The following is a 25,956-nucleotide window of genomic DNA, read 5'->3' on the forward strand; positions in this document are numbered from 1 at the left end:
AGGCTCAGCCCTGGCGATAAGTCGGTCAGAATCGAATTTGCACCTTGGAAGACAGGTTTTTGTCGGCGGCGGCGATCAGCGCATTTTCAATCGCTTCCGGCGGGTATTCGCCGCTGAGCAGGGGCAGCGGGTCGATGCGACCATCCTGCAACCATTTAACGGCGGTAGTAAACTCGTCGACAAAGCGGAACGAACCGACCCAACGGATTTCCTTCACCAGCATGGGCATGACCGGATAATCGACGCTGTTGGCGCCCATGCCCACTTGCACCACGGTGCCGGCGGGGCGGGCCAGGGCCACGGTTGAGGCTATGGCCGCCGGGCTGCCGGAGGCTTCAAACACCACGTCGAAATAACCTTTGTTTTCCTGATAAGGCGCAGCACTGCCCTCATTCAGCGGGTTGAAGGTGGCGGTGGCGCCCATTTGCCGGGCCAGCGTCAGGCAACGATCACTGACATCGGAGGCGACCAGTTCGGACGCGCCGGCGCTGCGCGCAGCGGCCAGGATCAGGCAGCCGATGGGGCCTGCACCTATCACCAGCACGCGTTTCCCCACTAGCGTGCCGGCAACATTGACTGCATGAATGGCAACCGCCAGCGGTTCGGCAAAGGCCATCACCTGTGGCGCGACGTTATCGCGGTAAGGAATGCATTGTTGCTCCGTTGCCACCACGTATTCGGAAAAACCGCCGTTAACGTGCGGATTAAACTGCGCGCTGCCCATAAAGCGCATGGTGGCGCACAGGTTTTGTTTGCCCGCCAGACAGTATTCGCAATGATTGCAGGGTTGCGATGGGTTGACCGCCACCCGCTGCCCCACCCGCAGTGCCGATCCGGCGGGGGCCTGGCTGACGGTGCCGACGAATTCATGCCCGACCACCATCGGGTGTTTGAGGACCGACATGCCGGCGCGGCCGTGCTGGTAATAATGAATATCGGAGCCGCAGATGCCGCCGCGTTCCACTTTCACCAACACGTCATTCTCATCGTATTCCAGCTCGCGCAGCTCAACGCGCACGTCTTTTTCACCGTAGGCGAAGCAGGCTTTGCAGCTTAGGGTCTTTTTGCTCATTATTTTGCCTCAATGTTGTGGAGGTCCGCGTTGGCGTGCGGCGGTAAAGGTTTTTCCGGTTTCGGGGGAACGAGCACCTCAATCTTGCCGACCAGGAAGGTATACGCCAGCAGGCCCATTAGCGCGACGGCGGCGATATACCACATCGCATAGTGGAAGTTATTGGTGCGTTGCAAAATGACGCCAATGACGATCGGGCTGACGATGCCGGAAAGGTTGCCGCAGATGTTCAGGCAGCCGCCCATGGTGCCGATGAAATTGCGCGGGATCACATCGCTCCAGACCACCCAGCCCAAATTGGAGAAGGCGTTGGCGAAGAAGGCGATGGACAAAATGGCGATGGCGATCACCGGTTGGTCTTCGAAAAAGTTGACCAGGCAGATAATCATGGTCAGGAACAGGCCCGACATGACCGGCAGTTTACGGGCAAAGGTGCGGGACTTGCCCTTTTTCAGCAGCATATCGCTCAGCGTGCCGCCACACAGCACGCCGGCCATCGCCATCAGGTAGGGGAAGGACGCGCCCAACCCGGCTTTGGCTATCGGCAGGTGCAGCCCTTTTTCCAGGTAAACGATAAACCAGGTCAGGAAGAAATAGAGCGTGGAGGAACAGGCGAACTGGGCGATGAACAATCCCCAAACGGTGCGCTGCCTGAGGAAAAAGGCGATATCGCTCCAGCGCACTTTTTCGCTGACGTTAGCCTGGTTTTTGGAGCCGTAACCGCCACCTTCGCGAATATAGTCCAGCTCTCGCTGATTGGTTTTGCGGCTGTGTTGCGGATCGCGGTAGGCGATCAACCAATAGATGCCGAACAAAATGCCGACGCCGCCAGACAGATAGAACGACATCTCCCAACCGTATTCCGCCACTATGTAGGAGAGCGCCGGGGTTAACAGCGCCAGACCGATATACTGCGCACTGGAGTAAATGGCCGTGGCGCGCGCACGCTCATGGTCGGGAAACCAACTGGCGATGATCTTGGTGTTGGACGGGAAGGAAGGAGCTTCGGCAACGCCAATCAGCGCCCGGCAGGCCAGCAGCATCAGGAATGACGCGGTCGCGGTGGCGAATAAATGGTGCGAGGCAAACCCCATCATGAAGGTAAACAGGCTCCATAAAATAATGGCGCTGCCGTACAGAATGCGCGAGCCGATGCGATCCAGCACGTAACCGACCGGGATCTGGCTGGCGGCGTAAAACCAGGTAAACATGGAAAACAGCAATCCCAACTGGGTGGCGCTGAGATCGAATTCGGACTGAATCTTGCTGCCGGCGACGGACAGGTTGGCCCGGTCCATATAATTTATTGCCGTGACGATAAACAACAGCGACAGAATAAAGAATCGCGACTTTGTTGCTTTCATTTTTTTGTCCTGGTGAGTGACTTGTTTTTATAGGTTTTTTGGGTACAGGGGCGGTATGCCCGCCGTGGGCAAATACGCATTCGGAGGCTGTGGGAAAATTACAACACGGCAAGCCAACCGCCATCGACGTAAATGATTTGCCCGTTAACGTAATTCGACGCGTCGGAAGCCAGATAGACGGCGGTTCCGATCAACTCCTCCGGTTTGCCCCAGCGCTTTGAGGGATTGCTGGCTTTCACCCAGCTGTCGAAGGCTGGGTTGTCAACCAGCGCGGCATTCATATCGGTCAGAATATAACCTGGGCCAATGGCATTGGACTGAATGTTAAATTCGGCCCATTCGGCCGCCATTGAGCAGGTCAGCATCTTGATGCCGCCCTTGGCGGCGGTATAAGGCGCTACCGTCGCGCGGGCCGCCTGGCTGGTCAGCGAGCCGATATTGATGATTTTTCCGCCCTTGCCGCGGGCGATCATCCGCTTTGCGGCGGCACGGGCAACGATAAAGGCGCTGGTCAGGTTGGTATCGAGCACGCGTTGCCACTGCGCCAATTCCAGATCGACCAGCGGTTTGCGATATTGAATGCCGGCGTTGTTGATCACGATGTCGACTTCGACGTGCTCCCGATCGAGCTGGCTGAATACCGCTTCAATGGCTTGTTCATCGGTCACGTCAAAAGCAAAACCGCGTGCCCGGTGGCCTTGCGATTGCAAGCGTTCGACCGCTGCCTGTACCGTCGCGGGTTGGGTGCCGTTAAGGATAACGGCGGCACCGGCCGCCGCCAGCCCCTCAGCGTAGGAAAAACCTAATCCGCGGGTGGAACCGGTCACCAGCGCCGTTTTCCCCGTTAAATCAAACAGAGCAGACATATCAACCCCTTATGGTTGGTTAAATGATCCTGATGCCTGCCGGGCCGTTAGGGGCATTATGCGAAATGCTGCGCCAACAGCTTGTATGACATCATTCATATTAAAATTGCGGTAAGCCTTGATGGAAATCAATGCGGTTAAACGGTTTTTGAAACTTCGATCACAAAAGAAAATTTCATCGTGGGAAGGGTTTCTTTTAAATTACATATAAAACAATTGGTTATTTTGTCTTTGTTTTACAGTATGACGCAGCGCACATAATTTTTAATTGGCGCTTTAGGGCTTGCGTCATCGGTGATATAAGTTTCTTTATCTTGTAGGACAACTTATAAGTTTGCGATCAAAGGAGTTTCCAGTGGGCAATTTAAAAATCACCGGCGTAAAAACCATTCTCACCGCCCCAGGCGGCATCGATCTGGCGGTAGTGAAGGTAGAGACCAACCAACCGGGGCTGTATGGGCTGGGGTGCGCGACCTTCACTCAACGCATACATGCGGTGAAAACGGCAATTGACGACTACATGGCGCCGTTTTTGATCGGGAAGGATCCGGCGCGGATCGAAGATATCTGGCAATCCGCCTGCGTTAGCGGTTACTGGCGCAGCGGGCCGATCATGAATAATGCGCTGTCCGGCGTCGACATGGCGCTGTGGGATATCAAAGGCAAGGTCGCCGGTTTACCGGTGTATGAACTGCTGGGGGGCCAGTGTCGCGATGGCATACCGCTGTATTGCCACACCGACGGCAGCGATGAGTTCGAGGTGGAGGACAACATTCGTGCGCGTATGGAAGAGGGTTACCAATACGTGCGTTGCCAAATGGGGATGTACGGCGGGGCGGGGACGGATGACCTGAAGCTGATCGCCACTCAGTTGGCGCGGGCAAAAAACATTCAACCCAAACGTTCGCCGCGCAGCAGCACGCCGGGCATTTATTTTGATCCGGACGCCTACGTGCGAAGTGTGCCGCGTCTGTTTGAACATTTGCGCGACAAGCTGGGGTTCGGCATCGAGTTTATCCACGATGTGCATGAGCGGGTGACGCCGATCGCGGCCATTCAACTGGCTAAAACGCTGGAACAGTACCAGCTGTTTTATCTGGAAGATCCGGTGGCGCCGGAAAATATCGATTGGTTGAAAATGTTGCGCCAACAGTCCTCTACGCCGATCTCAATGGGGGAATTGTTTACCAACGTCAATGACTGGAGAACGTTGATTACCCACAATCTGATCGATTATATCCGCTGTCACGTCAGCACCATCGGCGGCATAACCCCGGCGAAAAAACTGGCGACGCTGAGTGAAATCCACGGGGTACGCACCGCATGGCATGGGCCGGGGGATATTTCTCCGGTTGGCGTAGCGGCTAACCTGCACCTGGACATGAGCCTCACCAATTTCGGTATTCAAGAGTACACGCCGATGAATGACGCGCTGCGCGAGGTGTTCACCGGTTGCCCGGACATTGAGCGGGGTTATGCCTACCTGAGCGATCGCCCGGGGTTGGGCATAGATATCGATGAGAAAAAAGCGGCGCAGTACCCGTGCATCGGCGGGATCCCGTCCTGGACGCTGGCGCGCACGCCGGACGGCACGGCATCCCGGCCTTAACCTCGCTTGAGGGCGCATTTATTGCGCCCTTTGCAAGCGAGCTACTCGCTGCCCGATGCCGTCTGCTTGAGTTTTTCGATGGCGATGACGTTCTCCGCCATCGCCTCATTGAGCACCGCAACGGCGGTAGAAGAGTCGCGGTTCTTAATCGCCATAAACACCTTGATGTGCGCCTCGACGCTTTCCAGCGAGATGCCCAGTGCCCGGTTCAGTTCTTCCAGATAGTAGTAATAGGTGTCTTTGATCGAGTGCATCACGTTGTAGAACACTTTGTTCTGCGACGCTTTGGCGATCGCGAGATGAAACTCGAAATCGGCCTGGGAATACTTCTTGTAATCGTCTTTGTTGACCAGCATGCGGTTCAGCGCCTGTTCCAGTGCGGTGATGTCTTCCGGTGTGGCGTTTAATACCGCCAGCTCCATGCATTTGAACTCTACCGTTTGGCGGAACACCATCATGTCGTGAAACTCTTCACGGCTGAGGTGCATGATGGGTTGCTGTTCGTTGAACAGGTTTTGCGGATTGAGGTGTTTGGCGACGAAGCTGCCTTTGCCCTGATGGGTCACCACAATGCCCAAATCGCGCAGCCGCTGCACCGCGCTGCGAATGCTGACCCGACTGACGTTGAAAGAGGCGGTCAGTTCGGCTTCTGAAGGCAGTTTGCTCCCCGGCGGCCAACTGCCGTCCAACAGTTTTTCTTTAATTTGTTCGTAAACCGCGTTGACCACGTTGTGTTTTTGGATTGATTGAAGACTCATGATATCCGTCGCATAAGTTGTCCTACAACATGCCTGTGGTATAGCACGCCGCGCTACAGGTGTGAAGTTTTTCACCGCATTTTTGCGTGGCTGGACCCAGCCAAGGCGTCATAAATTTATTTTGTGATCGCCATTTCAATTTACGGCACTGGCGATTGATTGCGGTGCAATAGTGATTCATTTTTGATCTTGAAGGATGTCATACAAGTAATGGTATGACATGTGGTTTTTTAAAATGATAAACAGAAAAGCCCTGTCTGCCCGTATGGACCGGTATTCATTAAACCTCCCTTGGGAAAACTCACATGAACATCAATTTACCCGTCAAACTGGCGCCAATCCGCTGGCGAAAGCTTATCCCACTGGCTTTTATCACCTATAGCCTGGCCTACCTTGATCGCGCCAACTACGGTTTTGGCGCAGCGGCAGGACTGGCACAGGATCTCAATATTACGCCCGGCATGTCGTCACTGCTGGGAGCCTTGTTCTTCCTCGGTTACTTCTTTTTCCAGGTGCCTGGCGGCATTTACGCCGAGAAACGCAGCGCGAAGGCGCTGATTTTTTGGAGTCTGGTGCTGTGGGGGATTTTGGCCACGGCTACCGGCTTGGTCAGCAATGTGGCGACCTTGGCCGTTATCCGCTTCCTGCTCGGGGTGGCGGAGAGTGTCGTGATGCCGGCGATGTTGGTATTCCTCAGCCATTGGTTTACCAAGCAGGAGAGGTCGAAAGCCAATACCTTCCTGTTCCTGGGTAACCCCATCACCGTGCTGTGGATGTCGATCCTGTCCGGTTATTTGGTCGATGCCTTCGGCTGGCGCGGCATGTTCATCATTGAAGGGGTGCCGGCGATTATCTGGGCGGCAATCTGGTGGGTAATATTTGTCGATCGGCCAAAAGATGCCGCTTGGCTCAGCGAGCAGGAAAAAGCCGATCTCGAGGCTACGCTGGCCGCTGAACAGACGGGCATGCAACCGATTAAAAATTACGGTGAGGCATTCCGTTCCCGCAAGGTTTTGGCGCTGTCGTTTATTCATTTCTTCTGGAATATCGGCATGTACGGTTTCATCATGTGGCTGCCGTCGATTTTGAAAACGGCCTCCGGCATGGGCATCGTCGCTACCGGCTGGTTGTCCGCCGCGCCCTATCTGCTGGCGGTGCCGCTCATGCTCAGCGCATCCTACTTCTCTGATAAATATCAGCAACGCAAACCGGTAGTGCTGCTGTTCCTGGGATTGGGCGCGGTATGTTTTTGCGCGTCCTTCACGCTCGGTGCCCATCATTTCTGGCTGTCTTATGTGCTGTTGGTGATAGCCGGCGGGGCGATGTATACGCCGTATGGCCCGTTCTTTGCGGCGATCCCGGAGTTGCTGCCGCGGAACGTGATGGCGGGGGCGATGGCATTCATCGTGAGTTTCGGCGCGTTGGGGTCATTTGTTGGCGCCTGGATTGTCGGCTATCTCAATGGCGTTACGCAGGGGCCGCAGGCGTCTTACGTCTTTATGGGCACGTCGCTGATTATCGCGGTGGCGCTGACGGCGCTGACCCGTTTCTCCAACCCGGCGCCGCGGATTGGCGCGCCTGACGCCGCGGCCTGCCGATAAGTCCAGGCCGGGTGGTCATTTCGCCGGCCCGGCCTGTCGCAGCTGGGTGCAGAAAGCGCATTGGCATCCGGCCTGCGGCAATGCTGCGCAGGTGCCGATGTTGATCGCCTGCGCATCCATCGCGTGAAAACCATAGAACATGGTCTCTAGGGTACTTTCCGCCGCACGCGCCTGTTCTGGCTGCGGTTCCGGCACCTTCGACTGAAACGCGGCCGCCCGCCCGGCCAGCAGGCCAAGGAACAGCAGCGAGAGTTGAATTTTCATCCTGGCTCTCCTGATTTTGGTTTTTGATACGCTATAACATTACCTCGATTCTGCCAAGCCAGAGCGCCTTGTGCGTTTTCCACCCTTGGTTAGCGAAATTAGTTCGTTCAACTCCCCGCCGATTTGGTTTGTTATCTCACCCATAACGTTCCGAAATAAAGAAGGCGTGGCAAATCTATGTTTAAGTTCTCTTTCAACACATTAACCGGCGGGATAACAGTGGCATTGGGCCTGGCGGCGAGCGTTCATCCGGCGCTGGCGGCGGTGCAGGGCGGCACGCTGGTCTACCTGGAACAGCAGGCGCACACCAACCTTTACCCGCCCTCCGGCGGTTTCTACCCCAACGGCGGCATCCTCAACCAGATCACCGACAAACTGACCTATCAGAACCCGAAAACGCTGGAGATTGAGCCGTGGATCGCCGAATCCTGGAGCAGCAACGCCGATAAAACCGAATACACTTTCAAGCTGCGCCCGGGCGTCACCTTCTCCGATGGCACGCCGCTGGACGCCAACGCGGTGGCGAAGAATTTTGATACCTACGGTCTGGGCAATAAAGACAAACGCCTGCCGGTGTCGGAGGTGATCAACAACTATGACCGCAGCGAAGTGATCGACCCGCTGACCGTCAAATTTTACTTCAAACGTTCATCGCCGGGCTTCCTGCAGGGCACCGCCGCCATCGGCTCGGGGCTGGTGTCCCTCAGCACCCTGAACCGCAGTTACGACGAACTCGGCGACGCACGCCATATCATCGGCTCCGGCCCGTTCGTGGTCAGCGGCGAAACGCTGGGGCGCGAAGTGGATCTCAGCGTACGCAAGGACTACACCTGGGGCCCCACCAAACTGGCGCAGCAGGGGCGCGCCAATCTGGACGGCATCAAGGTGATCGTCACCGGTGAAGACAGCGTGCGCATTGGCGCGTTGCAGGCCGGCCAGGCGGACTTTATTCGCCAAATTCAGGCTTATGACGAGAAGCAGACGCAGGATCAGGGGTTCACGATTTACGCCGCCCCGACGCGTGGCGTTAACGACAGCGTCGCCTTCCGGCCGGACAACCCGCTGGTGAGCGACCTGCGGGTGCGCCAGGCGCTGCTGCATGCCACCGACAGCAAGCAAATCGTCGAGACGCTGTTCTCCGCCAATTACCCGCAGGCCAAATCGGTCATCGCCTCGTCCGCCGCCGGTTTTGTCGATCTGTCCGACAAGCTGAAGTTCGATCCGCAGTTAGCCAACCGTCTGCTGGATGAAGCCGGCTGGAAAAAGGGCAGCGACGGCCTGCGCGAGAAAGAGGGCAAAAAACTGCTGCTGAATGTGTATGAATCCCTGCCGCAGCCACAGAACAAGGCGGTGTTGCAGCTGGTTTCGCAGCAGTGGGGCAAGGTGGGGGCGCGGCTGAACATCCTGGCCGGCGACGCCGGCAGCCGGGTAGCGGATAACCTCGATCCGCAGAAAACCCCGGCGACGGTGGTGGAAGTGGGCCGCGCCGATCCCGACGTGATTAAAAGCCAGTTCTACCCGACCAACCGCGATGCGCTGCTGCAAAAAGGCGGCAGCGGCAAGAACAGCCAATTCAGCGATGACAAGCTGAACGCGCTGCTGCTGGGCATCGCTTCCGAAGTCGATGCGCAAAAACGCCTGCAAATCGCCGGCGAGGCGCAAAACTACCTGCTCGATCAGGCCTATGTGATCCCGTTCTTTGAGGAGCCGCAGGTGTTTGCCGGCGCGCCTTATCTGAAGGGCGTCAGTTTTGAAGCGGTCGGCCGCCCGAGTTTCTATGGCGCCTGGTTAGAGAAACATTAAGGAGGCCACGATGACCCGATATCTGGCGAGGCGCATTGGGCAAGCGGCGCTGGTGCTGTGGGCGACCTTCACCCTGTCGTTTATCCTGCTGCAGGTGCTGCCCGGCGATGCGATTCTGATTAAGTTCCAGAACCCGGACATGGGGCTAAGCCCGGCGCAAATCGTCGATATGCGCGCCGCTTATGGGGCCAACGTCTCGCTGTGGCAGCAGTATTTGCACGCGCTGGGCAACGTGCTGCGTGGCGATCTGGGTTACTCGATTCAGGCAGGTGTGCCGGTCACCGATCTGCTGGCCACCAACCTGCCCGCCACGCTGCAACTGGCGGTACTGGGCTTCTCGCTGGCGTTGATCCTGGCGCTGGCGATTGCCTTTCTCTCCAATTTGAGCGGTTTCGGCGGGTTGAGATCGGCGTTGCAATCGCTGCCCTCGTTGTTTGTCTCGGTGCCTACCTTCTGGCTGGGCATCGTGTTGATTCAGGTCTTTTCATTCCAGCTCAAGTTGATCCCGGTGATCAACCCGGGCGAGTGGGAAGGGTTGATTTTGCCGATCGTGACGCTGGCGGTACCCATTTCCGCCCCGCTGGCGCAGATCCTGATCCGCAGCATCGATCAGGTCCAGACCCAGCCGTTTGTCGCCGTGGCGCGCGCCAAAGGCGCCAGCCGCAGCGGGGTGTTGTGGCGGCATGTGGCGCGCAACGCCATGCTGCCCGCGCTGACCATCGCCGGTATTTTGTTCGGCGAGTTGATCGCCGGGGCGCTGATCACCGAAACCGTGTTTGGCCGCAGCGGGCTGGGGCAACTGACCTTGCAGGCGGTGCTTAATCAAGACGTGGCGGTGTTGCAGGCGATTGTGGTGATTTCCGCCGCCGCCTTCGTCACCATCAACCTGCTGGTGGATCTGCTGTTCCCGCTGCTGGATCCCCGATTGAAAACGCAAACAGGAGCCGCCGTATGAGCAGTATCTCCTTTGAAAAAGCGACCGTGCCGGAACGCGATCTGGCCGGGCTGGAAAGCGAAGGCACCTTGCCGGCCAGCCGCCCGCGCCGCCGCAGGCGCGTGCCGGTGACGCTGCTGCTGGCCTGGGCGGTGATCGCCATTGCGGTGCTGTGGGCGTTGGCGCCGCAGCTGTTTACCGCCTACAGCGGCACCGAGGGCATTGCCGGCGCGCAGCGGCTGGCGCCGGGCGGGGTGCACTGGTTGGGCACCGATCAACTGGGGCGCGATCTTTACGCACGCATTGTTTATGGCGCTTCGCAAACGCTGTCCGCCGCGCTGGTGGCGGTGGCGCTGGGCTTGTTGCTGGGTACCGCGCTCGGGCTGATTGCCGGTGCGGTGGGCGGCGTGGCGGACGATGCGGTCATGCGCCTGGTCGATGTGCTGCTGTCGATTCCCGGCCTGCTGTTGTCGCTAAGCATCATTATTCTGCTGGGGTTTGGCACGGTGAACGCCGCCATCGCCGTCGGGATCACCTCGGTCGCCAATTTCGCCCGCCTGGCGCGCGCGGAAGTGGTGCGGGTGCGGCACAGCGATTACGTCGAGGCGGCCTATGGCAGCGGCGGTACCTTTTGGGCGGTACTGTGGCGGCACATTCTGCCGAACTCGCTGACCTCGGTGATTGCCTTCTCGGCGCTGCAATTCGGCAGCGCCATTCTGGCGATCGCTACCCTGAGCTTCCTCGGCTACGGCACGCCGCCGCCAACGCCGGAGTGGGGGTTGTTGATCGCCGAAGGGCGCAACTACATTTCCACCGCCTGGTGGCTGACCACTTTCCCCGGTTTGGCGGTGGTGGCGGTGGTGCTGGCGGCTAACCGCATCAGCCGCGCGCTGGCGAGGACGCATTGATGAGCATTCAAACCGCATTGCAACGGGCCGCCGCCACGCCGGTGCTGGAGCTGGACAAGGTGTCCATCGCCTATCAGGAGGCGACCGGCAGCCGCCGGGTGGTACACGACGTCTCGTTCTCGATCCAACCGGGTGAGGTGGTGGCGCTGGTCGGTGAGTCGGGCTCGGGCAAGACCACCACCGCGCAGGCGATCATTGGCCTGCTGACGGAAAACGGCCGTCTGGAGCAGGGCGCAATCCGCCTCAACGGCACCGACATTGCCCACTGGTCGTCACGCCGACTGGATGCGGTGCGCGGCGCGCAAATCAGCCTGATCCCGCAAGACCCTTCCAGCTCGCTTAACCCGGTAAAAACCATCGGTGAGCAGGTGGCGGAGATCGTCAATATTCACCGCCGCTTGCCGCGCAAGCAGGTGCAGCAGCGGGTGGTGGAACTGTTGACCCGGGTTGGCCTGACGCACCCGGAGCTGCGGGTGCGGCAGTATCCGCACGAGCTTTCCGGCGGCATGAAACAGCGGGTGCTGATCGCTATCGCCATTGCGTTGCAGCCGGCGCTGATCATCGCCGATGAGCCTACCAGCGCGCTGGACGTCACGGTGCAGAAACGCATTCTTGATCTGATCGACGAGCTGCGGCAGGAATTCGGCACCGCGGTATTACTGGTGACCCACGATCTGGCGGTGGCGGCGGAGCGCGCCGATCGGCTGCTGGTGTTCCGTCACGGCCGGGTGCAGGAGCAGGGCGTGACCGCCGAGGTGCTGCGTGCCCCCGCCAGCGACTATACCCGCCGGCTGTTTGCCGATGTGCCTTCGTTGGCCGGCGGCGCCGCGCCGCAGCTAAACCTTGGCACGCAAGCGCCGGCGATCCAGGTTAACGGGTTGGTGAAAGATTTTCGTCTGGCCGGTTCCGGCGGCAAAAGCTACCGCGCGCTGGATCAGGTTTCCTTCAGCGTGCAAAGCGGCACTACTCATGCGCTGGTGGGGGAATCCGGCTCCGGCAAGACCACGCTGGCACGCTGCCTGCTCGGTTTTCAGCGGCCGGACGCCGGGCAAATCATTATCGACGGCACCGATTTCACCCGTCTGAAGGGGGAAGCGCTGCGCCAGTTCCGCCGCCGCATTCAACTGGTGTATCAGAACCCCTTCGGTTCGCTCGATCCTTCGCAGACGCTGTATCAGGTCATTGAAGAGCCGCTGCTGAACTTCGAACCCTTGGGCAAAGCCGAGCGCTATCGTCGGGTGCGCGAGCTGTTTGAACGGGTGGCACTGCCAGACGATCTGCTTGGCCGCAAGCCGCGCGAGCTGTCCGGCGGCCAGCGCCAGCGGGTGGCTATCGCCCGCGCACTGGTGTTGCAGCCAAGGGTCCTGGTGCTGGACGAAGCCACTTCGGCGCTGGACGTGACGGTGCAGGCGCAGATCCTGCGCTTGCTTCAGGATTTGCAGCAAGCGTTGGGGCTGACCTATTTGTTTATCTCGCATGACCTGGCGACGGTGCGGCAGATTTCGCACAGCGTATCGGTGTTGCACCGTGGGCAGCAGGTGGACGGTGGCGCGACCCGCGACCTGTTCGCCATGCCGGGCAGCGATTACACCCGCCAGCTGATTGAGGCCATTCCCGGCCGCCAAGGGTATGCCGCACAGCCAAAGAATGAGGACGCGTTCCATGAGCAGTAAGAGACTTGGTTTTTTCACCCGGTTGTTGGATCAGGGCAGTGCGCAACAGCGTTACCGGCTGGCGACCGAACAGATTGTGCATGCCGAACGGGCCGGGTTTGATACCGCCTGGGTGGCGCAGCACCATTTCCATGAGGATGAGGGCGGCCTGCCTTCGCCGCTGGTGTTTTTGGCGCAGGTGGCAGCGCGTACCCGCCATATTCGGTTGGGCACCGGGGTTATCACGCTGCCGATGGAATCGGCAATTCGCGTGGCGGAAGACACCGCGGTGCTGGATCTGTTGTCCGACGGCCGGCTGGAGGTTGGCATTGCCGCCGGCGGCACCCCGTCCTCGTTCAGCGCCTTCGGGTTCGATGCCCAACAGCGCAACGCGGTATTTGCCGATAACCTCGATACCCTGCTGCGGGCCTGGCGCGGCGAGGCGTTGGGCGGCGAGGATAACCGTTTGTATCCGGCAGCGCCGCAGTTGGCGCAGCGCGTCTGGCAAGCCACTTTCTCGGTGGAAGGCGGCGAGCGCGCAGGGCGGGCCGGTGATGGCCTGATGCTGTCGCGCACTCAACCCCGCCCGGCGGATGCGCCGGATTTGCCGCTGGACGCGTTGCAAAACCCGATTATCGACGCCTATCTGGCGGCGCTGCCGCCCGGCATCGCGCCGCGCATCATGGGCTCGCGCACGGCGTTTGTCACCGACCACAGCCAGCAGGCGCGTGACTTCGCCGCGCAGGGGCTTGGGCGGGGGCTGGAACGCTTGCGCACCAGCGGTCACCGGCCGTCCGATGAATCGCTCGACGGATTGATTCGCGCCTTTGACGTGCACCTGGGCACGCCGGATCAGGTTATTGCCTCGCTGCAACAAGACAGCGCGCTGGCACGGGTGACCGATCTGGCGTTTCAGGTGCATTCGATCGACCCGCCGCACGCCCATGTGCTGCGTTCGATCGAGCTGATTGCCCGCCATGTTGCTCCGGAACTGGGCTGGCAACGCCGCAATCCCGCTTCCATCTCCCACGAACATCACGCTGAGGAAAAGGTATGACAACCGCATTGAACACTGAAGATCTGCTGGCGACGCTGGCGGAGATCGTGCCCGGTTCGGCATTGGCGCAGGCCAGAGCGACGCGTCAGGCGGCGACGGACGCCATTCAGGCCAGCTATCAGGCGCTGTTTGCTCCCGCCGACGCCGGGGATTTTCCGCCGGCGCAGCGGCTGCTGATCGCCCAGCGTATCAGCGAATGGCAGGCCGACCAGCCATTGGCCGCACACTACGCGGCGTTGCTGGAACAACAGGGCGGTGCACCGGCCGGCCCGCGTTGGCAGGCGGCGCTGGATCATGCCGAACGGCTGGCGTTCAAGCCCGCCAGCGCCGACGCGCAGCATTTGCAGGGGTTGCAACAGGCAGGTTGGTCGCTGGACGATATCGTTACGCTGTCGCAACTGATCGCGTTTGTCAGCTTCCAAAGCCGCCTGCTGACCGGTTACCGGCTGCTGGGCGACAAACCGGTTGAGGTGACCGGCACCCCGGTCAGGGCCGGCGGTTGGCGTACCGACCCCGTCACGTTGAGCGGCCGCCATGCGCCGCCGGTGTTTACCCGCCAGGAACTGGGGTGGGAACCCTGGATCGCCGCCAAGCCGCTGGCGGAGTTTGATGAGCCGGGCCAAGCGTTGTTGACGCGTTTCGGCCATAGCGATTCGGATTATTTCCGGCTGCTGGCGCGCAATCATCCGGTGCTGGAACAGCGCACGCTGGCGGACAGGGCGATTTTCTATACCCCCGGCGGGCTGGAGCGTAAAGATCGCGAACTGGCGGCGACGGTGGCCAGCAAGGTCAACGGTTGCATCTATTGCGCTTCGGTACATGCGCGCAAGGCGGCGCAACTGTCGAAACAAACGGAAGAGGTGCAGCGTCTGCTGGACGTAGCGCCGGGCGGCGTACTGAGTGAGGGGCAAGGAGATCGCTGGCGGGCGCAGATTGATTTTGCCGCCGCGTTGTCCGCCACGCCGCCGCAGGCTGACGCCCGGCATCTGGCAGCGCTGCGCGAGCAGGGGCTGGACGAACTGGCGCTGTTGGATCTGGTGCAATCAACGGCGTTCTTTGCCTGGGCCAACCGGCTGATGCTGACCCTTGGCGAACCCTTCGACGACTAAGGCGAACGGTCGCTTTACATCGGCCACACCGCATCGCGCACGGTGATCGCTCTGGGCAGCAGGCCCAGGGCGTAAAACCGGTCGGCAATGCTTTGTTGTTCGCGGATCACCTGGACATTCATGGCGCGGGTTTCGTGGCTGCGGCGCGACAACGCCAGCTCAAGCGAGGCCGGTGGCAGCCCAAGTTCGCTGGAGAGATAACGCGCCGCTTCAACCGGCTGCTCGGCAATGTAGCGGCCGGTATTTTGCAGCGCCAGCATCACCTGCTGGAGCAGATCGCCCGACTGCTCGGCAAAGCGACGTCTCGCCAGATAGAACTGCTGATTCAGCACCCGCTGCGTGCCGTCGGCGATCACCCGCAATTCCCCCGAACGCTGCGCGTCGCTGAGCAACGGATCCCACATCATCCAGGCGTCTACCGCCTGATAGTCGGTCGCCGACAGCGGATACTTCGGCGGCGCGTAGACTATGCGTACGTCGCTTAGCGCCAGCCCTTGCTCGTCGAGCATCTGCACCAGTAAATAGTGGACGTTGGAGCCTTTGTTGACCGCGATGCGCTTGCCGCGCAGATCGGCGGCGCTGCGGATCGGGCTGTCGTTCGGGACTACCATCGCCACGCTTTGCGGCGCCGGCGGTTCATAGGCCACATAGACCATGCCATGCCCTTGAGCCTGGGCGAAAATCGGCGGCACCTCGCCGGTGGTGCCGAAATCGATCTCGTCGTTGTTCAGCGCATGCAACAGCTGCGGCCCGGCGGGGAACTCGCTCCACAGGATGCTGATGTCCCGGTCGGCGAAACGCTGCTCCAGACTTTGCCGCGCTTTGAGCACCCCGAGATTGCCGAATTTCTGATAGCCGATACGCAACTCTTGCTCCTGTTGCGGCCAGGCGGCGGGAGGCGAAACGGCGGTAGAGGCGGCGCGGCGGCGCGGCTTGATCAACCCGAGATGCGCCAGGTGGGTGCGCAGCGTGTTGCGGCTGATGCCAAGCAGCATGGCGGTTTGCAACTGGTTGCCGTCGCTGGCCTCGAAGGCGCTGCGCACCAGCGAGTTCAGCACCCGTTGATAGAGCTGCGTGGTGTCCCCTTGCAACTGGCGGCGCATAAAGTGCCCGATTGCGTCATCACCGGCGATGCCGGCATCTTGCAGGCTGTGATTCAGCCGCAACTGGTGGGGGGCGATCAGCGCATCTTTGCTCAGCAGCACGGCGTTGTGCAGGGTATTTTCCAGTTCACGCACGTTGCCCGGCCAGTGGTAATCCAGCAGCGCCTGCAGGGTTTCCGGTGCCAGCCGCAGCCGTGGCCGCCCCAACCGGTGGCCGTACAGCGTAAGAAAATGCTGGGCCAGCACCGGAATGTCGTCCGGCCGTTGGCGCAGCGGCGGCAGCGTAACTGCGGCTACGTTGAGCCGATAATAGAGGTCTTCGCGAAACAAGCGTTCGCGGATCGCGTTGGCCAAATCCACATGGGTGGCGGCAATCACCCGCACATTCACCTTCAGCGCCTTGCGCGAACCGACGCGGGTGATCTCCCGTTCCTGCAATACCCGCAACAGTTTTACCTGTAATGGCAGGCTCAGCTCGCCTATTTCATCCAGCAGCAGGGTGCCGCCTTCCGCCGCCTCGAACCACCCCTGATGGGTGCTGGTGGCGCCGGTAAAGGCGCCTTTCTCATGGCCGAACAGCTCGGCCTCGGCGAGGCTTTCGGTCAGCGCGCCGCAGTTCACCGCCAAAAACGGCTGATGACGGCGCAGGCTGTTGTGGTGCAGATAGCGCGCTACCACCTCCTTGCCGGTGCCGGTTTCACCGACGATCAGCACCGTGGCTTCGGTCGGCGCCAGCCGGTCCAGCACGCTTTGAAAGGCGATCGACGCCGGGTCGATCAGCACCGGTTTGTCTGGCGCATAGGGTTGCGGGTTATGCATTGGGCGGCTCCAGGCTTGGCCGAGGCTAACGGATAAAAAATCTTATCCCAGCAGGGCGCCAACGGCGAGGGGAGCCAAAGTGCGGGGTGCTGCAAAAGCAGCAGTTCATCAGCAACGGCTGTTGCCAATGCAGCAGTTTTACCCGCGCTGTAAATCTACAACCAGATGATTTTAAACAACTAAAAAATCCCACGACGCTGGCATGCATCCTGCTAACAGATTTATAACCAAAGGGTAATTTTCTATCGATAAAAACCAGGAATGGTTATATGGGAAAGGCATAATGACTGAGTCCGTGAAAGAGAATATTAACGTTTTCTGGTTCCTGCCGACCCACGGCGACGGCCGTTACCTCGGCACAGCTCAAGGCGGGCGGCCGGTGGATTTACCCTACCTGCAACAAGTGGCGCTGGCCGCCGACAATCTGGGGTATTACGGCGTGCTGATCCCCACCGGCAAGAGCTGCGAAGATTCCTGGCTGGTGGCGGCGGCGTTGGCGCCGATCACCCGCCGTCTGCGCTATCTGGTGGCGGTAAGGCCAGGTTTGCAGCCGCCGAGCCTGGCTGCGCGCATGGCGGCGACGCTGGACCGGCTGTCCGAGGGGCGGCTGTTGATCAACGTGGTCACCGGCGGCGATCCGGTGGAGAACAAGGGCGACGGCATTTTTCTTAGCCACGCAGAGCGCTATGAGGTGACGCAGGAGTTTCTCGAGGTCTACCAGCGCTTAATGAAGGGTGAAAAGGTTGATTTTGCAGGCAAGCACATTCGTGTCGAAGGTGCGGAACTGTTGTTCCCGCCGGTGCAGGAAAACGGCCCGCCGCTCTATTTCGGCGGTTCCTCCGAAGAGGCTATCGGCATCGCCGCCAACCAGATAGACACCTATCTCACCTGGGGCGAGCCGCTGGAGCAGGTGGCGGATAAACTGGCGGTGGTGCGCCAACGCGCCGAACAACAGGGGCGCAAGCTCAACTACGGCATTCGCCTGCACGTCATCGTGCGCGAGACGGAAGAGGAGGCCTGGGCCGCCGCCGATCGGTTGATAAGCCATCTGGACGAAGGCACCATTGCCGCCGCGCAGAAAATTTTTGCGCGCATGGATTCCACCGGGCAAAAACGCATGAGCGCACTGCACGGCGGCTCGCGGGACGATCTGCGCATCGGCCCTAACCTGTGGGCCGGCGTCGGCCTGGTGCGCGGCGGCGCCGGCACCGCGCTGGTGGGTAATCCGCAGCAGGTGGCGGAGCGCATTCTCGAGTATCGGCAGCTTGGCATCGACAACTTTATCCTTTCCGGCTACCCGCACCTCGAAGAGGCCCATCGCTTCGCCGAACTGGTGATGCCGCTGCTGCCGCTGGCGCAGCCGTTGAACCCGACGGCGCGCACGGTGAATACCGGCCCGTTCGGGGAAACCATCGGCGGCGACAAACGGCCAGCCTGATGTTCAAGGCGGCGTGATGGCCGCGTGCGCAATACCCCAATTTCCTCAGGGTTAAGCCCCCAATCTCATTCTGCGGCAGCGCTTTCTGCCGCAGTTTTATCTTTCAAAAAGAAAATAATTACGTTTCCCTGCATTTTTTTAACATGGGTTACAAATGTACATATCTCTTATCTCTATCATGACGAATAATTCAAATTGATAAAATTGCCCACTGTAATAAATGCTCAGATACTCGGGTTTTGAGTTGGCGTAATTAAAATAAGAGCAATCAGCTCAGATGCCAATGCATTGACCAGGGGAAATGGGCCAGATGGGCAGTTTTTTTAAGCAGGTATATCGGTATTCTCATTCTCGCCCTTATCGGCACAATGAAAATCTCTGGCCCTATGTGAGGATTGAGCGGGCCCAAAGCGGTGAAATTGCCGTATTGCATTATAAAAAAAAGCCGGTTCCACTGGTAGCGCTGTCCGCGTTGAAAGACAGTTGCCAGGGGCCGCTGCTGCTTACCGCAACCGGGCCTTCGGTCAAGGATATGTGTTTTAACCATATTCCCGCCATGCCGACAATGGGGGTTAATGGCGCCTATTCGTTGCACCCGCGGGTCGATTTTCACTTTTACGTTATTGTCGATATGGGGTTTATTGATCAACGGCCGGATATTATAGAAAACATTATCCTGAAGCCGGATTTAATTCTTTTTACCACGGTGCACGGCATTGCCAAAATAATCGACCGGTTTACGCTGGCGGGCGTGAAGTGCCGGTTTGCCGTGGTAGAAGACGCGGCCTTTAAAATCTACAGCCCCAAAATAACCCCCTCAGAGCTGTGGGAGCATTACCGAAACGACCGCAGCGTCTCTTTTTCATCGGCCAATAAAACCATCGCCTTCACTCACGATATCCGGCGCGGGATTTTCGATGCCGGTACGGTGGTTTATTGGGCTTTCCAGATCATTTCATTTCTGGGGTTCAAACAGCTGTTTATTGCCGGATTGGATATGAATAATTTCCATTTGCCGCGCTTTTATGAAACGAAGGAAAATAAACTGCCCACTTTTTTACCTGAAAAAATTGACGATATCATCATGCCTGCCTTTAGCCACGCCGGTGAAAGAATGAAAAACAACAGTATTGCCATCAAGAACTTTTCGTTGAGCAGCGCCATTGACAGTAATGTTTTTGAAAAGGTTGATTATAATGATTTTTTCAAAAAAGGCTGATGTCACTACGGCTTTCTATGTTTACCCATTCCTGGCCTTTTCATTTTTCAGCGCCGTGTTTTGCGGGTATACCCGGGTCAATAATTTATTCCATATTGCCGCTTTTTTTTACCTTATCGCGTTTGCCACCCGCCCGGAGCTCCGTTCGGCATGGCTAAAGCAGCGCAAGGCGGTACAGGGGCTGGTGTTGGCGGCGTGTTTTTTGGCCTATTACTCCGCCAGCAATCTTTGGGGGGGAACGCCGGACGATACGGGGTCGGCCTTTACCCACAGCGCTTATATTCTGATCTACCTTGCCCTGCTGGTCACCTTGCTGGCTGGGCCCAGGCGTAATTTCTTACTCTGCGCGGTGATTGCCGGCATTGTGCTGCTGTGCGCGTATCTGGCTATAAGCGATTATCACGCTATTTATACCCTCAGGGAGACCTCGGCCCTCAATCCGGGCCCGCGTAATGTGATCGATCTCGCCGGCTATGCCGCCGTGGGCATTATTTTAAGCCTGATGGTAGTGCGCGATACCCGGCAAAAGAAAGTGCTGCTGGCGATCCCGCCGCTGTTTGCCTTTATGGTGCTGACGCAAAGCCGTGGCCCGTTGATTGCGTTATTGGCAGCGCTGGCGTTGACGACCTCATTCGTTACGCTCAATAAAAAAACGGCTATAGGCATTGCGACCACGATGATACTTGCCGTCGTCGTCGTTTTGTTTTCTGACATTGGCGAGATGCTGATTACGCGCTTTGAAGAGCTGTACCAACAGAGTTTTGTGCGCATGAGCATTTGGCGACACAGCCTGTCGCTGATAGGTCAGGCGCCGTTTTTTGGCTATGGCTTTGATAAAGAACTGGCCTTTACCAACTATACCGGTGAGTTTATTCATACGACCCACAGCCTGTACCTGGGCGCGTTGCTCAAGGGAGGATTGGTCGGGTTCTGTTTATTCGCCGCGTTGCTGGCGTTTGGCGCACGGCTTGCGCTGAGCTATCTCAGGGCCGGCCGCCGCCTGGAGGCCGCCTTATACCTGTTTATGCTGATCTTCTATTGCTCGCAGGGCATGTTTGTCATCGCCAACCCGGCCGAGTTTTGGTACCTGTTCTGGTTCCCGGTGGCGATGGTTTTGACATCGCCACCGCCTGCCGAAAATTGATCAGCCGTGAAGGGGGGCGAGTGCCAAGGCATTCGCCACTTTTTCAAACACCTGGTTCTCGGTGATGATGCTTAGCGGTTGACGGCGTTGCGCTACGCTAAGTTTTTCGGCATCGACCGGCACGTACATCACCTGATGCAGTTCGCTATTTTGATAGGGGCCGGTGTGTTGCGGATTTGCCGTGACAAACAGGCTGACGGTCGGCGTTTTCAGGGCGATGGACAGGTGCAACGGGCCGGTGTCGCCGGTCACCAGAACCTGCATGTTTTCCATGACCGCCAGCAACTGCGGCAGCGTGGTTTTGCCGATATGGCTGACCACCCGTTGCCGTTCGGCTGCCGTCAATCCCGCCATAAACGCCTGCTCGATATCCCGCTCTTTAGGGGCGCCGATTAATTCAATTTGGTTATGCGCCGACTGCGCCAGCAAGAGCTTTGCCAGACGGATAAACTGGCCGACGGGCCAGCAGCGCAGCGGTTCAGACGCGCCCATCTGAAAGCCGATAACGGTTTTCCCCACGGCCTTGTCTCTGGGCGGGAAGGCGATGGGAATAAACATCTCGGTGTTTTGAGTCTCGCAACCCAATTGGGCCACCAGATCCAGCTTGCGCTGAATTAAATGCCCGCCGGTGCTGCGGCTTACGCCACTCAGCCAGCGTTCCATGCCGGTGGCTTTATTGCCGTAGGCGTCTTTGAACACATAATGGCAGCCGGCGGTAATCGCGGTGATCACGTCATAAGGGGATTTTGAGTGCAGGATGATGGCCAACTGGGGCCGGCGTTTTCGCAGTTGGCAAATCACGCCAAGCATGTCTTTCGCTTTATGATCCCAATAGATGACATGGTCAAAGTAACGGCTGGTCGCGACCAGTTGCTTGTTTTTGTGGCTGGAAACGAGAGTGATGCTGGCCGCCGGATAACGTTCGCGCAGCGCGCGAATGGCCGGCGTATTGAACATTAGATCGCCAAGCGCGGTGGTGGAAAAAATAACGATACTGTCGAAAACCAGGTCCGGCTTAAACGTGGCCTTGTCTTTGAAATGCCCTCCCAGCCGGGTGTAAAGCTGTAGGCCAGCGTTGGCCGCCGTTATTTTCCACTGTTTCGACATCTTGATTCACTTTGAGTTGATTGGCGCGCCGGTCGGCCAGGTGCATCATATGATGTTTACCTCAACGGGCCAATGGGCGGCAATATATTGCTACATATGTTTGCATAACCTTAATAAAGGGCAGCGGGCTGCCCCTGTGTTGCATCAATTTGGCCAAACCTGCGAACTGCGCGGCGTATCCATCCGGTAATCTGAATAGGGCCGCGTGAAGATCTCGCGGCCCAGATCGCGGGCGGCCAACAGCGGGTTACGCGGATCGCGGTCGATTTCGCCCCGGCTGTTGCCAGCGCCATGCACTACCCCGACAAACTCGGAGTGCGAGTAGCGGCTGAACTCCTGGATCTGATGCGCGATACCCATTGCCGCGCCGGGGTAGGTTTCTTCCGAGGCGACCGCCAGCCCGATGCGTTTGCCGCTCATGCGCTGATGCACCTGCTTCGCATCCGGATAGGCGTCGGCGTAATAGCTGAAAGCGCGGTCGAAAAAGGCTTTGGTCTGCGCCGACATGCCGTACCAGTAAATGGGGGTGCAAAACACCGCCGCATCGGCCGGCAGAAAATGCTCGAGGAACAGTTCGCCATAGCGATCGGCCGGCGGCGGGCTGTGGCGCTCGTCCGTCAGAAATCCGCTGATATAGTCATCCAGAAAATGCAGGCTGGCCCTGGTCCCCGCCTCGGCGGCGCCCGCCATGACGGCTTGCGCCAACGCGGCGCTGTTACCGTCGCGGCGCGGGCTGCCGACCAGCACGATAAGGCGTTTGGGTTGATGAGTTGAATTCATGTGATTCTCCGTTTGCCGAGCGTGAAATTGTCATCGCCACTCTATGGGAAGCAGGGAATAGGCGACAAATGACGCTTTCTCTGCCAGGATGAATTCAATTCATCCCTATGGATTGTCCACTATGTTCGCCACGCTTCCGGTCACCGCACTGCGCACCTTTGAATCCGCCGCCCGCCTGCGCAGTTTTAAACAGGCTGCGCTGGAGCTGGCGGTTACGCCGACCGCCGTTTCGCACCAGATCAAGGCGCTGGAGCGGCAACTGGGTTTTGCCCTGTTCGACAGGGTGCCGCGTGGCGTGCGGCTGACGGAGAAAGGGGAGCGTTTGTTCGCTGGGGTACATACCGCGCTGCTCGATGTGGCAAATACGCTGGATGCGCTGCGGCCGGTGCCCAGCGCCGGCGCGCTGTGCGTCTCCGTGACCCATTCTTTCGCCGCCCTGTGGCTGGTGCCGCGCCTGGGGCGTTTTTATCAGGCTTATCCCCATTATCTGGTTCGTCTGGAGGCTTGCGCTGAGGTGATTGACCTGCAGCAGGACGCCAGCGTGGACATTGCCATACGCTACAGCAGCGCCAATTATCCTCGGTTGCATCAGGCCGCACGGTTGGAAGAACGTTTTGGTGTTTACGGCGCGCCGGGGCTGTCTGCCACACAGTTGCAAACGCCTGCGCTGATCACCGTTCGCTGGCGCGATTCAACGCTGTATGAAAACGGCTGGCGCGACTGGTGCCTGGCTGCCGGGGTCGACTGGTGGCAGCGGCACACGTCGCTGCGGGCCTACGATGAGGAGCATTATGCCTTGCAGGCGGCGGTGGCCGGGCAGGGGCTGGTGCTGGCCAGTTCGGTGATGGTGTCCGATCTGGTGCGTAACGGCCTGCTGGTGGCTTACCGACCGGATATCTGCGTGCCGGGTGCCGCTTATACTGCGCTGTGTGTGCCTGGGCGCGAACGACACCCGCCGGTGCGGGCGTTTCTGGGCTGGTTGCAGCAGGAATTGCGGTATTGAATACAGCACAAAATAAAAACTTTTCTGATGTGGAGCGTGGGAATATTGGGTAAATTCGGTATTCCATTCCCATGAGAGAGATGTCCATGAGCCAGCCAAGAACTTCTGATTACCCGATTGACGCGCAGTTTATTGAACGCTGGTCGCCGCGTGCGCTGGCCAATGATCCTATCGACGACGAAACCCTGCTGAGCTTCTTTGAAGCGGCGCGCTGGTCACCTTCGGCGTATAACATTCAGCCCTGGCGTTTTGCTTACAGCAAGCACGGCTCGGCCAGTTGGGACAGCTATCTGGATTTCCTGATCGAGTTCAACCGCGGTTGGGCGCAACACGCCTCGGCGCTGGTGGTGGTCATCTCCAAAACCACCAGCCTGAATGGCGATAAGGAAGTCGCTAACCCAAGCCATGCGTTTGATGCCGGCGCCGCCTGGGCGAACCTGGCGTTGCAGGCGCACTTGAAAGGCTGGCTGACCCACTGCATGGGCGGCGTCCACCACGACAAAATCAAGGCGGCGCTGAACCTGCCGGATAACTATGTGGTGCACGGCATGGTGGCGATCGGCAAAGCGGGTGATAAATCCCAGTTGCCGGAGTTCCTGCAGCAAAAGGAGATCCCTTCAGGGCGGTTGCCGCTGGAGCAGACGGTGGTCGAAGGGCTGAACTTCACCCTGTAATCGTTTCGCCTGACGTGAAAAAGCCCGCAGAGGATAACTTTGCGGGCTTTTTGCTTTCTTCAGGCCTTGCTCATCACCACAACCAGATAAATGCAGGGTTCGCCGCTTTCGTTTTTGAACACGCAGTCCGTCGGTGGGCCAAGTTCAAGGCAATCCCCTGCGGCCATTTCATGGCGATTTTCCCCTTCCAGGAATACCAGCTCGCCGGACAGTAACCAGATTAATTGGCGTTTGAACGCGTAGACGGAGGCCGGCATCGGGATCTCCGCCCCTGCGGGCAGCTCAACGCGCACCAGATCGAGCGGAATGTCTGAGCGCGGGGACACATGACGGCGGACGTAACCGCTCTCGGGATCGACCCAGACCGGTTGATCCTCCCGGCGCAGCAGCCGGCCTTCCTGCGTTTCCGCCCGTGCAATCAGTTTGGACATGCTCAGGCCGAAGGCACCGGAGAGCCTGGCCAGCAGCATGGCGGTGGGGCTGCTGTCGCCGCGTTCAATTTTATGCACCATGGCCCGCGAAACGCCGGCCCGTTCGGCCAGATCGGACAAGGACCAATGGCGGGCTTCGCGTTCGATGCGGATGCGTGCGCCGATGCGCTGATTTAGGTTGTCTAATTTATTATTCATATCGTAGTATGATAGTGGACAGTCAACCAGGGGGTCAACATGCTTATCCGTAACGCGACTATAACCGATAGCGAAGGTATTGCCGCTATCTATAACGACGCCGTGCTTAATACCACGGCGATCTGGAATGAACTCACCGTCGATGCGGCGAACCGTGCGGCATGGATGGCGGAACGCCAGGCGGCGGGGTATCCGGTGCTGGTGGCCAGCAACGAGGCGGGTGAGGTGATTGGCTATGCCTCGTTCGGCGACTGGCGGGCATGGGACGGCTATCGTCACACCGTGGAGCACTCGGTGTATGTGCGGCGCGACAGCCGCGGCGGTGGAGTGGGGAAAACCCTGCTGACAGCCCTGATTGAACAGGCGAGAGCGATAGGTAAACATGTGATGGTGGCGGGCATCGAATCCGGCAATACCGCGTCGATACAGCTGCACCTTAATCTGGGGTTCCAGAACGTGGGGCGGATGAACGAAGTGGGCGCCAAATTCGGCAAATGGCTGGATTTGACCTTTTTGCAGTTGCAGCTTGATCACGAAAACTCGCCGCCGGCCCGCTAATCCTATGAATATCATGTTATTGCTGCTGGTGGCGGCGGGTGTCAGCCTGGTCGTTCAGAACCTGCTGATGGTGCGCATCAGCGAAAGCGCATCGACGATCCTGATCGCTCTGGTGATCAACTCCAGCGTTGGTCTGCTGTTGTTGATGGCGCTGCTGTTCGCCAAAAACGGCGCCAGCGCCCTGGCTGAGGTGACCGGCAATTTCAGGGGCTGGATGCTGTTGCCCGGCTTGCTGGGCTCGTTCTTTGTCTTTTCCGGCATTTTGGGTTACCAAAAGCTGGGGGCTGCGACCACCATTTCGGTGCTGGTCGCCAGCCAACTGGTGGCGGGGTTGGGGGTGGATATTTACAAGGCCGGGCCTGCTGCGCTGCGCGACAACCTGCCTGCGCTACTCGGCGCCGTTTTGTTGGTGGTGGGCGCTTTTTTGGTGGCCAGAAGAAGTTTTTGAAACTGAGAAAAGCCTGCTCAGATTTCCCTCTGGCAGG

Annotated in this window: 24 protein-coding genes; 15 read left to right on the forward strand and 9 right to left on the reverse strand. The window is 58.8% G+C overall.

The features are described 5' to 3' along the window. Positions 1 to 25 precede the first annotated feature (25 nt). The 3 genes from idnD to ACUTSW_RS14290 all read right to left on the reverse strand — a co-directional run bounded on the left by idnD (position 26) and on the right by ACUTSW_RS14290 (position 3,302). Positions 26 to 1,072, reverse strand: coding sequence for an L-idonate 5-dehydrogenase (idnD, locus tag ACUTSW_RS14280; RefSeq protein ID WP_445584699.1), 1,047 nt, complete (start codon positions 1,070 to 1,072; stop codon positions 26 to 28). Beyond that, entirely contained in the window at positions 1,072 to 2,436 is a 1,365-nt protein-coding gene (locus ACUTSW_RS14285; RefSeq protein WP_020439406.1) for an MFS transporter, read from the reverse strand. The genes idnD and ACUTSW_RS14285 overlap by 1 nt, the downstream gene beginning before the upstream one ends. A 98-nt stretch (positions 2,437 to 2,534) precedes the next feature. After that, positions 2,535 to 3,302 (reverse strand): SDR family oxidoreductase, encoded by a 768-nt coding sequence (locus tag ACUTSW_RS14290; RefSeq protein ID WP_006326506.1) that lies wholly within the window; start codon positions 3,300 to 3,302, stop codon positions 2,535 to 2,537. Positions 3,303 to 3,657: 355 nt separating this feature from the next. On the opposite strand from ACUTSW_RS14290, the gene ACUTSW_RS14295 reads away from it, so the two are divergent. Continuing rightward, on the forward strand, positions 3,658 to 4,911 hold the full coding sequence (locus ACUTSW_RS14295) for an enolase C-terminal domain-like protein (protein ID WP_004946762.1): 1,254 nt from the start codon (positions 3,658 to 3,660) through the stop codon (positions 4,909 to 4,911). A 41-nt stretch (positions 4,912 to 4,952) separates the two neighbouring features. Here ACUTSW_RS14295 and ACUTSW_RS14300 read toward each other — a convergent pair whose 3' ends face one another. Continuing rightward, positions 4,953 to 5,669: a FadR/GntR family transcriptional regulator gene (locus ACUTSW_RS14300; protein WP_126483922.1), complete on the reverse strand. Its 717-nt coding sequence runs from the start codon at positions 5,667 to 5,669 to the stop codon at positions 4,953 to 4,955. 305 nt (positions 5,670 to 5,974) lie between these two features. Here ACUTSW_RS14300 and ACUTSW_RS14305 point away from each other — a divergent pair, with 305 nt between their 5' ends. Further along, positions 5,975 to 7,270, forward strand: coding sequence for an MFS transporter (locus ACUTSW_RS14305; protein ID WP_445584700.1), 1,296 nt, complete (start codon positions 5,975 to 5,977; stop codon positions 7,268 to 7,270). Positions 7,271 to 7,285: 15 nt separating this feature from the next. Here the strand turns inward: ACUTSW_RS14305 and ACUTSW_RS14310 are convergent, their stop codons facing one another. Further along, entirely contained in the window at positions 7,286 to 7,534 is a 249-nt protein-coding gene (locus ACUTSW_RS14310) for a hypothetical protein (protein WP_445584701.1), read from the reverse strand. Positions 7,535 to 7,711: 177 nt separating this feature from the next. Between ACUTSW_RS14310 and ACUTSW_RS14315 the strand changes: the two genes are divergently transcribed. The 6 genes from ACUTSW_RS14315 to ACUTSW_RS14340 are packed head-to-tail and all read left to right on the forward strand — an operon-like array spanning position 7,712 to position 14,997. Further along, entirely contained in the window at positions 7,712 to 9,337 is a 1,626-nt protein-coding gene (locus tag ACUTSW_RS14315; RefSeq protein WP_445584702.1) for a TIGR04028 family ABC transporter substrate-binding protein, read from the forward strand. Between the two features lie 10 nt (positions 9,338 to 9,347). Beyond that, positions 9,348 to 10,292, forward strand: a complete 945-nt coding sequence (locus ACUTSW_RS14320) for an ABC transporter permease (RefSeq protein ID WP_445584703.1) — start codon at positions 9,348 to 9,350, stop codon at positions 10,290 to 10,292. Further along, on the forward strand, positions 10,289 to 11,179 hold the full coding sequence (locus ACUTSW_RS14325) for an ABC transporter permease (protein WP_197930538.1): 891 nt from the start codon (positions 10,289 to 10,291) through the stop codon (positions 11,177 to 11,179). The genes ACUTSW_RS14320 and ACUTSW_RS14325 overlap by 4 nt, the downstream gene beginning before the upstream one ends. After that, positions 11,179 to 12,852, forward strand: a complete 1,674-nt coding sequence (locus ACUTSW_RS14330; RefSeq protein ID WP_445584704.1) for a dipeptide ABC transporter ATP-binding protein — start codon at positions 11,179 to 11,181, stop codon at positions 12,850 to 12,852. The genes ACUTSW_RS14325 and ACUTSW_RS14330 overlap by 1 nt, the downstream gene beginning before the upstream one ends. Further along, complete coding sequence (locus ACUTSW_RS14335; protein ID WP_062867953.1) at positions 12,842 to 13,888, forward strand: putative FMN-dependent luciferase-like monooxygenase; 1,047 nt, start codon at positions 12,842 to 12,844, stop codon at positions 13,886 to 13,888. Before ACUTSW_RS14330 ends, ACUTSW_RS14335 begins: the two co-directional genes overlap by 11 nt. Continuing rightward, positions 13,885 to 14,997, forward strand: coding sequence for an alkylhydroperoxidase domain protein (locus tag ACUTSW_RS14340; protein WP_197912510.1), 1,113 nt, complete (start codon positions 13,885 to 13,887; stop codon positions 14,995 to 14,997). Before ACUTSW_RS14335 ends, ACUTSW_RS14340 begins: the two co-directional genes overlap by 4 nt. Positions 14,998 to 15,011: 14 nt before the next feature. On the opposite strand, the gene ACUTSW_RS14345 is transcribed toward ACUTSW_RS14340, so the two are convergent. Then, the gene (locus ACUTSW_RS14345; protein ID WP_445584705.1) at positions 15,012 to 16,919 is read right to left on the reverse strand and encodes an aliphatic sulfonate ABC transporter substrate-binding protein; all 1,908 of its coding nucleotides are present in this window, start codon (positions 16,917 to 16,919) and stop codon (positions 15,012 to 15,014) included. Positions 16,920 to 17,202: 283 nt separating this feature from the next. Here ACUTSW_RS14345 and ssuD point away from each other — a divergent pair, with 283 nt between their 5' ends. The 3 genes from ssuD (at position 17,203) to ACUTSW_RS14360 (ending at position 20,720) form a co-directional block, all read left to right on the forward strand. Beyond that, positions 17,203 to 18,357 carry an FMNH2-dependent alkanesulfonate monooxygenase gene (gene ssuD / locus ACUTSW_RS14350; RefSeq protein WP_445584706.1) on the forward strand — a complete coding sequence of 385 codons (1,155 nt, stop codon included), beginning with the start codon at positions 17,203 to 17,205 and terminating at the stop codon, positions 18,355 to 18,357. A gap of 310 nt (positions 18,358 to 18,667) precedes the next feature. Next, on the forward strand, positions 18,668 to 19,576 hold the full coding sequence (locus tag ACUTSW_RS14355; protein ID WP_241922012.1) for a sugar glycosyltransferase: 909 nt from the start codon (positions 18,668 to 18,670) through the stop codon (positions 19,574 to 19,576). Next, a complete protein-coding gene (locus tag ACUTSW_RS14360) occupies positions 19,554 to 20,720 on the forward strand; it encodes an O-antigen ligase family protein (RefSeq protein ID WP_445584707.1) in 1,167 nt (388 codons plus the stop codon). The genes ACUTSW_RS14355 and ACUTSW_RS14360 overlap by 23 nt, the downstream gene beginning before the upstream one ends. Here the strand turns inward: ACUTSW_RS14360 and ACUTSW_RS14365 are convergent, their stop codons facing one another. Then, the gene (locus ACUTSW_RS14365; protein WP_445584708.1) at positions 20,721 to 21,827 is read right to left on the reverse strand and encodes a glycosyltransferase family 9 protein; all 1,107 of its coding nucleotides are present in this window, start codon (positions 21,825 to 21,827) and stop codon (positions 20,721 to 20,723) included. It abuts the gene before it with no gap. A gap of 144 nt (positions 21,828 to 21,971) precedes the next feature. Next, on the reverse strand, positions 21,972 to 22,607 hold the full coding sequence (locus tag ACUTSW_RS14370; RefSeq protein ID WP_445584709.1) for a flavodoxin family protein: 636 nt from the start codon (positions 22,605 to 22,607) through the stop codon (positions 21,972 to 21,974). Positions 22,608 to 22,728: 121 nt separating this feature from the next. Here ACUTSW_RS14370 and ACUTSW_RS14375 point away from each other — a divergent pair, with 121 nt between their 5' ends. After that, on the forward strand, positions 22,729 to 23,610 hold the full coding sequence (locus ACUTSW_RS14375) for a LysR substrate-binding domain-containing protein (RefSeq protein ID WP_445584710.1): 882 nt from the start codon (positions 22,729 to 22,731) through the stop codon (positions 23,608 to 23,610). Positions 23,611 to 23,696: 86 nt separating this feature from the next. After that, positions 23,697 to 24,284 (forward strand): nitroreductase family protein, encoded by a 588-nt coding sequence (locus ACUTSW_RS14380; protein WP_013813687.1) that lies wholly within the window; start codon positions 23,697 to 23,699, stop codon positions 24,282 to 24,284. 59 nt (positions 24,285 to 24,343) lie between these two features. Here ACUTSW_RS14380 and ACUTSW_RS14385 read toward each other — a convergent pair whose 3' ends face one another. After that, positions 24,344 to 24,913 (reverse strand): helix-turn-helix domain-containing protein, encoded by a 570-nt coding sequence (locus ACUTSW_RS14385; RefSeq protein WP_445584711.1) that lies wholly within the window; start codon positions 24,911 to 24,913, stop codon positions 24,344 to 24,346. 39 nt (positions 24,914 to 24,952) lie between these two features. On the opposite strand from ACUTSW_RS14385, the gene ACUTSW_RS14390 reads away from it, so the two are divergent. Beyond that, positions 24,953 to 25,471 carry a GNAT family N-acetyltransferase gene (locus ACUTSW_RS14390; protein WP_434460754.1) on the forward strand — a complete coding sequence of 173 codons (519 nt, stop codon included), beginning with the start codon at positions 24,953 to 24,955 and terminating at the stop codon, positions 25,469 to 25,471. A gap of 4 nt (positions 25,472 to 25,475) precedes the next feature. Continuing rightward, complete coding sequence (locus tag ACUTSW_RS14395) at positions 25,476 to 25,919, forward strand: DMT family transporter (RefSeq protein WP_063196931.1); 444 nt, start codon at positions 25,476 to 25,478, stop codon at positions 25,917 to 25,919. Positions 25,920 to 25,956 lie beyond the last annotated feature (37 nt).

The organism is Serratia sp. TSA_198.1, assembly GCF_052686505.1.

Excerpts from the sequence above, each read along its gene's own strand:
- ACUTSW_RS14320 (WP_445584703.1), top strand. The coding sequence starts at position 9,348 with ATGACCCGATATCTGGCGAGGCGCATTGGGCAAGCGGCGCTGGTGCTG.
- ACUTSW_RS14345 (WP_445584705.1), bottom strand. The coding sequence starts at position 16,919 with ATGCATAACCCGCAACCCTATGCGCCAGACAAACCGGTGCTGATCGAC.
- ACUTSW_RS14395 (WP_063196931.1), top strand. The coding sequence starts at position 25,476 with ATGAATATCATGTTATTGCTGCTGGTGGCGGCGGGTGTCAGCCTGGTC.
- ACUTSW_RS14375 (WP_445584710.1), top strand. The coding sequence starts at position 22,729 with ATGTTCGCCACGCTTCCGGTCACCGCACTGCGCACCTTTGAATCCGCC.
- ACUTSW_RS14355 (WP_241922012.1), top strand. The coding sequence starts at position 18,668 with ATGGGCAGTTTTTTTAAGCAGGTATATCGGTATTCTCATTCTCGCCCT.
- ACUTSW_RS14370 (WP_445584709.1), bottom strand. The coding sequence starts at position 22,607 with ATGAATTCAACTCATCAACCCAAACGCCTTATCGTGCTGGTCGGCAGC.
- ACUTSW_RS14300 (WP_126483922.1), bottom strand. The coding sequence starts at position 5,669 with ATGAGTCTTCAATCAATCCAAAAACACAACGTGGTCAACGCGGTTTAC.
- ACUTSW_RS14335 (WP_062867953.1), top strand. The coding sequence starts at position 12,842 with ATGAGCAGTAAGAGACTTGGTTTTTTCACCCGGTTGTTGGATCAGGGC.
- ACUTSW_RS14325 (WP_197930538.1), top strand. The coding sequence starts at position 10,289 with ATGAGCAGTATCTCCTTTGAAAAAGCGACCGTGCCGGAACGCGATCTG.
- ACUTSW_RS14365 (WP_445584708.1), bottom strand. The coding sequence starts at position 21,827 with ATGTCGAAACAGTGGAAAATAACGGCGGCCAACGCTGGCCTACAGCTT.
- ACUTSW_RS14380 (WP_013813687.1), top strand. The coding sequence starts at position 23,697 with ATGAGCCAGCCAAGAACTTCTGATTACCCGATTGACGCGCAGTTTATT.
- ACUTSW_RS14305 (WP_445584700.1), top strand. The coding sequence starts at position 5,975 with ATGAACATCAATTTACCCGTCAAACTGGCGCCAATCCGCTGGCGAAAG.
- ACUTSW_RS14310 (WP_445584701.1), bottom strand. The coding sequence starts at position 7,534 with ATGAAAATTCAACTCTCGCTGCTGTTCCTTGGCCTGCTGGCCGGGCGG.
- ACUTSW_RS14360 (WP_445584707.1), top strand. The coding sequence starts at position 19,554 with ATGATTTTTTCAAAAAAGGCTGATGTCACTACGGCTTTCTATGTTTAC.
- ACUTSW_RS14340 (WP_197912510.1), top strand. The coding sequence starts at position 13,885 with ATGACAACCGCATTGAACACTGAAGATCTGCTGGCGACGCTGGCGGAG.
- ACUTSW_RS14385 (WP_445584711.1), bottom strand. The coding sequence starts at position 24,913 with ATGAATAATAAATTAGACAACCTAAATCAGCGCATCGGCGCACGCATC.
- ACUTSW_RS14330 (WP_445584704.1), top strand. The coding sequence starts at position 11,179 with ATGAGCATTCAAACCGCATTGCAACGGGCCGCCGCCACGCCGGTGCTG.
- ACUTSW_RS14390 (WP_434460754.1), top strand. The coding sequence starts at position 24,953 with ATGCTTATCCGTAACGCGACTATAACCGATAGCGAAGGTATTGCCGCT.
- idnD (WP_445584699.1), bottom strand. The coding sequence starts at position 1,072 with ATGAGCAAAAAGACCCTAAGCTGCAAAGCCTGCTTCGCCTACGGTGAA.
- ACUTSW_RS14315 (WP_445584702.1), top strand. The coding sequence starts at position 7,712 with ATGTTTAAGTTCTCTTTCAACACATTAACCGGCGGGATAACAGTGGCA.
- ssuD (WP_445584706.1), top strand. The coding sequence starts at position 17,203 with ATGACTGAGTCCGTGAAAGAGAATATTAACGTTTTCTGGTTCCTGCCG.
- ACUTSW_RS14290 (WP_006326506.1), bottom strand. The coding sequence starts at position 3,302 with ATGTCTGCTCTGTTTGATTTAACGGGGAAAACGGCGCTGGTGACCGGT.
- ACUTSW_RS14285 (WP_020439406.1), bottom strand. The coding sequence starts at position 2,436 with ATGAAAGCAACAAAGTCGCGATTCTTTATTCTGTCGCTGTTGTTTATC.